The 8,444-nt window shown below is 51.3% G+C and carries 5 protein-coding genes and 1 pseudogene; 2 read left to right on the top strand and 4 right to left on the bottom strand.

From position 1 onward, the window contains the following. The 3 genes and pseudogenes from QVO66_RS13745 to QVO66_RS13200 form a co-directional block, all read right to left on the bottom strand. Nucleotides 1-395: pseudogene (locus tag QVO66_RS13745) on the bottom strand (hypothetical protein); the annotation flags it as partial. A 113-nt stretch (nt 396-508) separates the two neighbouring features. After that, complete coding sequence (locus tag QVO66_RS13205) at nt 509-1,909, bottom strand: amidohydrolase family protein (protein WP_021855976.1); 1,401 nt, start codon at nt 1,907-1,909, stop codon at nt 509-511. A gap of 1 nt (nt 1,910) precedes the next feature. After that, nucleotides 1,911-2,477, bottom strand: a complete 567-nt coding sequence (locus QVO66_RS13200; protein WP_021855975.1) for a flavin reductase family protein — start codon at nt 2,475-2,477, stop codon at nt 1,911-1,913. Between the two features lie 594 nt (nt 2,478-3,071). On the opposite strand from QVO66_RS13200, the gene QVO66_RS13195 reads away from it, so the two are divergent. Together QVO66_RS13195 and QVO66_RS13190 are read left to right on the top strand one after the other, a co-directional pair. Beyond that, the gene (locus tag QVO66_RS13195) at nt 3,072-3,662 is read left to right on the top strand and encodes a hypothetical protein (RefSeq protein ID WP_021855974.1); all 591 of its coding nucleotides are present in this window, start codon (nt 3,072-3,074) and stop codon (nt 3,660-3,662) included. Further along, nucleotides 3,662-4,525, top strand: a complete 864-nt coding sequence (locus QVO66_RS13190; RefSeq protein WP_021855973.1) for an agmatine deiminase family protein — start codon at nt 3,662-3,664, stop codon at nt 4,523-4,525. Before QVO66_RS13195 ends, QVO66_RS13190 begins: the two co-directional genes overlap by 1 nt. Before the next feature lie 190 nt (nt 4,526-4,715). Here QVO66_RS13190 and QVO66_RS13185 read toward each other — a convergent pair whose 3' ends face one another. Further along, nucleotides 4,716-8,396 carry a pectinesterase family protein gene (locus tag QVO66_RS13185; RefSeq protein WP_021855972.1) on the bottom strand — a complete coding sequence of 1,227 codons (3,681 nt, stop codon included), beginning with the start codon at nt 8,394-8,396 and terminating at the stop codon, nt 4,716-4,718. Nucleotides 8,397-8,444: the final 48 nt, after the last annotated feature.

The following is an 8,444-nucleotide window of genomic DNA, read 5'->3' as shown; positions in this document are numbered from 1 at the left end:
ATGTTCAGCAGGCACATTATGGCTTCGTCCACTTTCAGCCGCAGCCATTCGTCTGATGGCGTCTCGCCGCTGTCGGTGTAGGGCATGAACGAGCCGAACAGACTTTTCAGTCCCGTGGTCTGCGGCAGTATGTTCACTGTCTGTCCTATGGGGCTTATGCCCCTCATCTTTCTGCATGTTGCCGCTATACGGTTATAATATTCCTTCAGGTAGCGGCGCGGCAGCGTGAAGTTTATCCCCCGGTAAGGCGTTCCGTCGAGCGGCACCTTCGTGACGTTTATCGAGCAGTCGCGGCGCACAAACACAAAGTTGTCGGCCGTAATCTCGTCGGTGCTGTCCCTTCCCTCGATAATCAGTTTGCCCGAGCGCACAAATATTATCGAGTGCGCCGGCATTCTGTGTTCCATGTGCATGTCGTGTTTTATGCTGCAGCTCAACAGAATGTCACCATAGTTTACCAAATTATCCATAAGTCCGTTCATGCTGCAAATATAACACTCCTTTTTCATTATTCCTTCTTCATCTTGCTGAATATTTCGTCCATGGCTTCAGCGTTCATGGGCGTCATGTCCACGAGGTCGAGCGATTTCACCATGTGCAGCGTGCCCTGCTTGTAGGTGTTAAAGTGGGCGGTGGTTATGTGGTGTCTGTATGCGTCCATGTCGGCATAGATTTCAAGAATGCGCACCTGGCACGAGTCTCTCTGCTGTATCATCGGGAATATGGCTATCACGCCCGGCTCCTCTCTCACCGACGTTGCCCCCACGTTCATGGCAGCGGTTATGTATTCGTTGAAGTATTCGGGATAAATCTCTATTTCAGATATGCGCACCAGCATGCCTTTGCCGTTGTTGCCTTTTTCGGGCGTGGTGCTGTTGCCGTCCTCAGTGCTGCCGGCATCGGCGATGTTAAATAGCCGTGCGGCGTTTTTCCACATAAACATATCCCTGTATTCCGACAGTGTTTTATCGGCTTTAAGCTCCTTGTCGAGCCTGTGCAGGTTGGCGGTCAGCACCTCTGCCGGCTGATACGGATAGTCGGAGCCATAGAGAATGTGTCCCGGCGATGTTATTGTCAGCAAACTGCGTATCACCTCTGCCGACGGTGCCCCGGCAAGGTCGTAGTAGAGCTGCGACAGACAGCCTTTAATGTCAATCTCGCCAATATATCCTCCGGCCTTAAGTGCGGGCGCGAGCGCCTTCAGACGTGGCAGTGCGAGCGGCAGGAACGAGCCGCAGTGGGGCACCACTATTTTCAGTTGCGGATAGCGTGCCGGCAGGTTGGCCGCAAGCATGTTCATCAGTGCCCGCGTTGTTTCAGCCGGATACTCATAGGCAGCCAGCGGCATCTGTGCCATAAGTTTTTCGCTGACGGGCACGGGCTTGTGCGGATGTATTATTATAACGGCTTTTCGGCTGTTGAGCACCTCCATGAGCGGCTCCAGCTCCTTGTCGCCCAGATACAGTCCGCGGCTGTTTGTGGGCAGTTTAACGCCGTCGGCCCCGAGCGTGTCGAGCGCATATATGGCTTCGTCAATGGCTGCTTTGACGTCGGGCAGCGGCAGCGACGCGCAAAACAAGAACCTTCCCGGATGTTTGGCTTTAAGCTCTGCGCAGTGTTCGTTATATCTGCGCACCACGTCGCGGCACTCTTTGTCGCCACCGAAGTAAGGCTGAGGGGCAGTCATAGTCAGCACAGAGCATTTTATTCCGGCACTGTCCATGAATGCCAGATGCTTCTCTGCGCTCCATGCCGGCAGCGGGTAGCCTTCGTCGAGGGCAGCCCCGTTGTTTTCAAGCACGTCGGTGTAGAATTGAGGAATGTTGTGGCAGTGAACGTCTATCACGTTCTGTGCGCTGCCTTTAAGGCTGCTTATCATCATTATTAATATTATTATCAGCAGTTTCATGTCATTCGGCTATGCTTTCTTTATATTGTTTGCCTGCGTCTGTGCAGTGGCCTATCACGCTGCCCGTGCGCAGATAGCGGTATGTGGGAAACTCGAACAATACGGGTTTCAGACTGTTGTAGTCGAGTTTTCCGTTGTCGTCTATTACGCTATCGTCGGCATACGTGTCGATGATGCTGCAAATAAAGTTCTCAAAGCCGTTACATTCGTACACGTCTTCCACCTTGCACACCATGCTCAGAGGCGACTCGTCTATTACGGGTGTTCCTTCAGCTCCCGTTGCGTTTCCGAACAGGCGGCTCTTGTCTGTCTTGTTGCCCGACACAATGCCGCAATAGTCGGCTTTAGGCAGCATGCTTTCTGAAACAATGTTCACCGACAGCCGTCCGTTCTCCTTTATACCTTTGTTTATATAGTGGGCCGAGTGAAGGCTCACCGATATTCTGTCGTGCGCCACTATGCCTACGTGTGCAACGAGTGTCCATGTGGTTTTTCCGTTCACGGTAGCCCCTATTACCACAGCGGGTGTGGGGTAGAGTGCCAAGATGTTTCCAATGCTCTTTTTCATGTTCTTTAAAGTTTTTATAAGTGTTGTTTTTCCTGCTGCAAAATTACGGGGTATTTATCACAACGGCGTTATTCTGCGGCTCATTTGTTGTTGCTCCACAGTTCAATGTCAATGTATTGCCGCATGTATAAACATTCAGTGTTCTGTTGTCGTCAACCGTCTTTTCTTGCCGTCATGTATGCATAGTCTTTCGGCGGCAAATTATTTCCCGTCAGAAAGTGGCCGGTTTGTGCCCGGAAAGTGGGCCGTTTACGACTCAAAAGTGGCCCATTAACGACTCGTAAACCGGTCACTAACAGTCTGAAACCATTACGGCTTAATTTGCTTAAAGAAAATGTTTTTAAATAGCGCCGTATAACATAACCGTAACATAATTAAAAGAAAAAGTTACGGATTTTTGGGCGTTTTCACCATGCAGATGGATTTTCGCTTTGTAAGCACGTGATTTTCCGTATATAGATGAATTCTTTTTTGAGATACGAAAGTGTTAAATGCAGTCTTAAATTTGAAACATACATCATATTTCCTTACTTTTGTTTCCTGCTTAAGAATGGAAACAGAAGAGAATAATATGCTTATTTAAAAAGAATTAATATGAAAACACCACAAAAATTAAAAGAAGTTCTAGAACAGTTCACGCCCGTATACACTATAGATGGACTTACAAGACAGTTTGAAGACATTGCTCAGGTTGTTTTTAATGGGCATTTTGTTGTCAATGGTGAATATGAAATTTACCCGATAGATATTGAATTTTATTTCCATGATGAAGAAAATGGCATTATTGTTGAACCGCAGATGTATCATAAAGGAGATCTTCCGTATTTTCCTGTAGGATCTATTTATCCTCATAGTTCGGGTGTTGACATGACGTTTGAGCGTGAAGGAAAATACCGTGCTTCATTTTTGATGAGAGGATATACGTATAAATCTGTTTCCGGCGAGAAAGAGGAATATACAAATAAAACCAATAATAAGAAAAGTCCATTCAGATCCCAGTATTTGTGGGAAGATTTGTTGGGCAATGCGTCAGTCTTCGGCAGGGGGTTGAATATTGTATGGGTAGACAACGCTGAGTTTAAAAAAGTAAACATTGCATCTTCTGCGAGGGTTAATGTTAACAAAATAAGTGGTGAGAATGGAGACCGTATGTGGCATTTTACTAACCTTGATATGATAAAATAATGCAAGTGGCTTTACAACAGCAGGATTATGTGCTGTTTTCTGAGGAATTAAAAAAATATTATCCACAAATATATAATGAGTTGTCGGAAATATTGTCACATCATAATGTAAGGCATGGAGTGTTAAAAGGGACAGCCGACTATTGGTGCAGGGATTATATGCCGATACAGGTAGATTATGATAAATTTGTTCAGTTTCGTTATCATCCGGATTATTTGAAGGGATATCGTGATTATGAGACGCCGACAGAAGTTTCTCTTGAATTGGCTAAGAAACTTACTTCCGCTTCAATAGAAACATCCCCAATTATTGCAGATGGTGGCAATTTTACTTTTGCAAGTATCAAGAGGGGACGAGGGTATACTCCTGTTGTTGTGATAACTGAAAAGGTGTTTTTTGAAAACTCCGAAGTGGCAGGGGAAAATCTTGTTTATCAGTTGGAAAAGTTGTTTCCAAAGCATAAGTTATTGTTTCTTCCGTGGGATAGAGGTGATGCATGCGGACATACAGACGGAATTCTACATGCCGTAGGACCAAATAAATTGCTGGTGAACCTTAAAGTTTATCCGGATAAGATAGCTGCAAGGATGCGTGAGATTCTGGAGTCATGTTTTAAGGTTATAGACTTGGAATTAAGTGACTATCATGAATATAGTTGGGCGTATATTAACATGATTCATACTAAAGACGTTATAATTGTTCCCGGTCTGGGGCGGGCTACTGATGCAGAAGCCTTTAATCATATAAAGAAATTATTTCCTCAGTATGAAGGTAGAATTTATCAAGTGCAGATTCCTTCAATTGTCAAAAAATATGGAGGGGCATTGAATTGTCTTTCTTGGTCTTTTTATAAATATTTATGATGAATCGTTTTGCCGGCTATTGTTGCAGTTCATGCTTTTATTCTTTTTGACAAAAGAGTCAAGATACAGAAAAGGCGGAAACCTTCAGCCGGATGTTGTTTACAAGCCGGCTCGGGTTTCCACCTTTTTCTGCGCTTATGAATGTTGTTTTTACTTTGTCTTTGTTGCTTTCAGGCAGGCGCGCCACGCCTTATTTAGCTTGTTTGCCGTGTGATGTGGCGGTGCTGCTGAATTTGCAGCTCAGCTTTTCGCCCATCAGGCTGTTCAGATAAACTTCAAGGGCGGTGTAGCCGTCGGGGTTTGTCAGGTTGCGGTCGTCGGCATTGTCAGGGTTCAGTCCGTGTTTCTTCTCCCATTTGTCCGGCATTCCGTCGCCGTCGGTGTCAGCCGGTGCTGCCTCCTGCTTGTGGTTTAGGCCGAAGCCTTCGGCATCGTTCACAGAGTCGATAATGCCGCGCTTGCCTGTCTTCGAGCCGCTGAACTTCGGGTTGCCGCTCTTCACGTCGTTTATCACGCGCTTTTCCGTGGCGTCGCGGTTTATCGTTCCCGCCTTCTTCAGCACCGTTTTATATGCCTCGCCGGCCGTCTGTATGTCGGTCAGCATGTAGCGCGACGGACGGTATTTGCCTATGGCGCCCTCGGTTTCGTCCAACTTATAGTAAGGCATTTCGGGCACGATGCGCTCATTCACCCTTATCTGGTCTGTTGTATATCTCTCGGCGCTCATGGCCTGCCAGTTGTCGGCCGTGGCAGCGTCGTTGCCCTCCATGATGTTTCCGCTTACATACCAGCGCGCCGGGCCCCACGACGTGGCACCCTTGCGGGCGTGGCTTGCCATGACAAACACCGAGTTGGCAGGCGACTCAGGGCCGGGCTTGTAGTAGTTGTTCATGAAGTTGCACTCATGAGCCGAGTTGCGGCCGTTATATTCTGTTATGTCGGCCGAGTTCTCGCCGCCGTAGCACGAGTTCCAGCGTCCCCAGTTGAAGTTCACGTTGTTCACATATTCTATAAACACCACATAGTCTTCGCCCCTGGCGCCGTTGAAGCGCGGACTGCGCGAGTCGTTGCCTGCCAGCAGATTGTGGTGGTAAGTGGCAGGCGAGCCGCCCCACTGTGAGCCGTATCCGCGCTTGCCCTTCTTGTGGCCGGCGTCGTTGAGGCCCTCGTGCACTATGCAGTACTGAACGGTGAGATAGTGGCTGTCGGCTGTGTTCATGTTTTCCTCCATCGACCATCCGAACACGCAGTGGTCGAATATAAAGTTGGTGCAGTTCTCCGTTCCGCAGGCCTGGTCCTGCTTGCCGTCGCCGGCGCGGAAGCGTATGTTGCGCACGATGAAGTTTTCCGAACTGCCGAAGTTCACCTTGTCGCCCACGATGCTTATTCCGTTGCCCGGAGCCGTCTGTCCTGCCAGCGTCCAGTTGGCACGCTTCACGCGCAGGTTGCTGTTGAGGCGTATCTCGCCGTTCACGGCAAACACGATGGTGAGCGGCTCGCCCGGATACTGGCTGAAGGCCCATCGCAGCGTGCCTTCGTCCTCGGTGTCGGCCAGCGACGTAACCGTAACCACCTTTCCGCCGCGTCCGCCAGTGGCATATTTGCCGAAGCCTTCGGCCGTGGGGAAGGCCACGGGCGTTACGCGCATGGCAACAGCCTCTGACGTGGCACCCTGGCGCGAAACGGTCTTAACGCTGTATTCGTCTGCATTGCCGTCTGATATGGTGTATTCAGGCTCGGCCACAAAAGCCTCGAAGCGCCCGTTGCGGTATATCAGGTAGCCGGCAGCCAGTCGGTCGCTGTTCCACTCGAACGTGTTGCCGCTGCGCGTGAATACCGACGGGGCAGGGGCGCCATGAAGTATGGCGTTGAAGTCGAAGGGCACGTCAGACGCCTTCTTGAACAGGAAGTCGGCGTTTATGTATGCCTCCACCTCGTCCTTGGTGGCCTGGCGGCCGAAGCCTACGCGCCGGCTTGTGTCAGCAGGCTGCCCGTTTTCGTCGGTGCTGTTATATTCAAGATATGATGCCGTGTTGCCTCGTCCGCCCCAGTCGAGCCATCCTGCCTTGTTTATGTGGCTGCCCAGCGTGCAGTTTATGAACATCGTGCCGCAGTTCTCCTTCCACGGGCGTCCCAGATAGTAGGCGCCGTCGGCCACGCCCTGCTCGGCGGTTAGTCGGCAGCGGTTGAAGAACAGACCCGCATACAGGCGGCTCTGGCTCAGTTTGGGATACATGGCACGTGTCAGCGGCAGCTCAGATGTGGCGGCAGCCGTGATGTATCCCTTGCCCCTGACGCAGCGTATTTCGCAGTCGTCAAACCACTCGAGGCCCGCGTCATAAATAAAGTCGGTGGCACCCTCTATGGTGCAGCGGCTGAAGTATCCGCGCGCTCCGCCGTTGGCCTTGTATGTGTCCTGATATCCGCTCAGCGTGCAGTTGCTGAACACGTGTGCGTCGCCGGCCGTAAACAGCGCCTCTGCCTGTCCCACGTTGCCGCTGGTGTTGCGTATGGTGATGTTCTCGGCATAGAAGCGGTCGGTGTAGACGTTGAGCGCGGCGCAGTCGTAGTAGCGCTTGCCCTTGCTCTTCGGGCCGCGGTCAACAGATGATGTCAGTATCGTGGTGTTGCGGTCTTCGCCTATTATGCTTATAAACTTGTTCTTGTCGTTGCGTCTGCCGGCATACACGTTCTCGTCGTATACGCCCGGACGAACATATATTATGCCGCGTGCCCCGTCGCTGACGGCGTCGATGGCCTGCTGTATGCTAGTGTACTGCGCGCTGCCGTCCTGCGCCACCACCTTCAGTTCTACGGGGGCCTTTGCGTCGGGCGCGCTTATGTGCGGCTCCTTATGCCCCCTTATGGCTGTCAGCTCGCCCACGCTGCCCACGGGATTCTGCCTTGCATAGAGAGCCTGTTCTGCCGTAATCTTCTTTCCGTATATCATTATCTTGTGCACACGGGCCGGCTGCTGGCGTGCCAGCGGGTCGGTCTCAGTCTGAAATACGGCCTTGCCGTCGGCTGTAAGCTGCACGGGATTGTCCTGGTCTTCGCCGTCCCACACGCGCCAGCGCAGCGACACGTCGCTGGCGTTTATCACGTTCTCCATCATGTAGCCCTGGTCGCTGAAGGCCGAGTAGCCGTAGGCGGCCATGCCCGAGCCCATCCATACCAGCGGCTTCCACTGGCCGTTGCCTATCTTTATGTCGCACTTTATGCCGCGGCCCCATGATGTAGACGACCACGACCACTGCACGCGCTCAACGTATGGTATGTGGTCTATCTCCACCCATCCGTGCTGCGACTCGCCCTTTGTTGCGCCGTCATGTCCTGCCGTGGCCGGAGCGCTGCACATCTGCACGAATCCTGCCTCGCCGTAGACGATGTTTCCGTCCTTGTCGCGCTTTATGTTGTCCTCCAGATAGGCCGTGTGCCCCTTTGCCGTCCAGTCGTTGGCATAGCGGTTGCCCTTGCCTGTGGCGCTCTGTCCGAGGTAATACTGCCGGCTGAAGGCCGCCGTTGCACCCGCAAAGCCGTTGTAGCTCTTTTTGTTGGCAAAGGTGCAGTTGTGGAACATCACGGGATATGTAACCTCGCTGCCGCCGTTGGCAGGCACGTCTATTATCGTGTTGACATATCCGCCGTCGGCCTGTTCCGGACTGTCGGCTCCGGTCTTGCCGGCCCATGTCTGTCCGGGCCACATGGCATCGCTGAAGTTTATGTCGATAATTTTCTGATAATCCTTCGGCGTACTCCATGCCGCAACCACGGCTGGCGGGTCTACGCCGTCGTTAATAGCCTTTCCGCCGGCACATACGGTCTGTGCGACGGCTACTGATACAATTGTAAGTTTCAGGGAAAAGTTCATAGTAACAATATTGCTTTTACGTTATTTCCGTTCTTATACCCCTTAAAT

This window comes from Prevotella sp. CAG:255 (assembly GCF_000431195.1).
GTDB classification, from domain to species: domain Bacteria; phylum Bacteroidota; class Bacteroidia; order Bacteroidales; family Bacteroidaceae; genus Prevotella; species Prevotella rara.
Note: the sequence above shows the minus strand (reverse complement) of the source record. Positions and strands in the feature narration are given on the sequence as shown.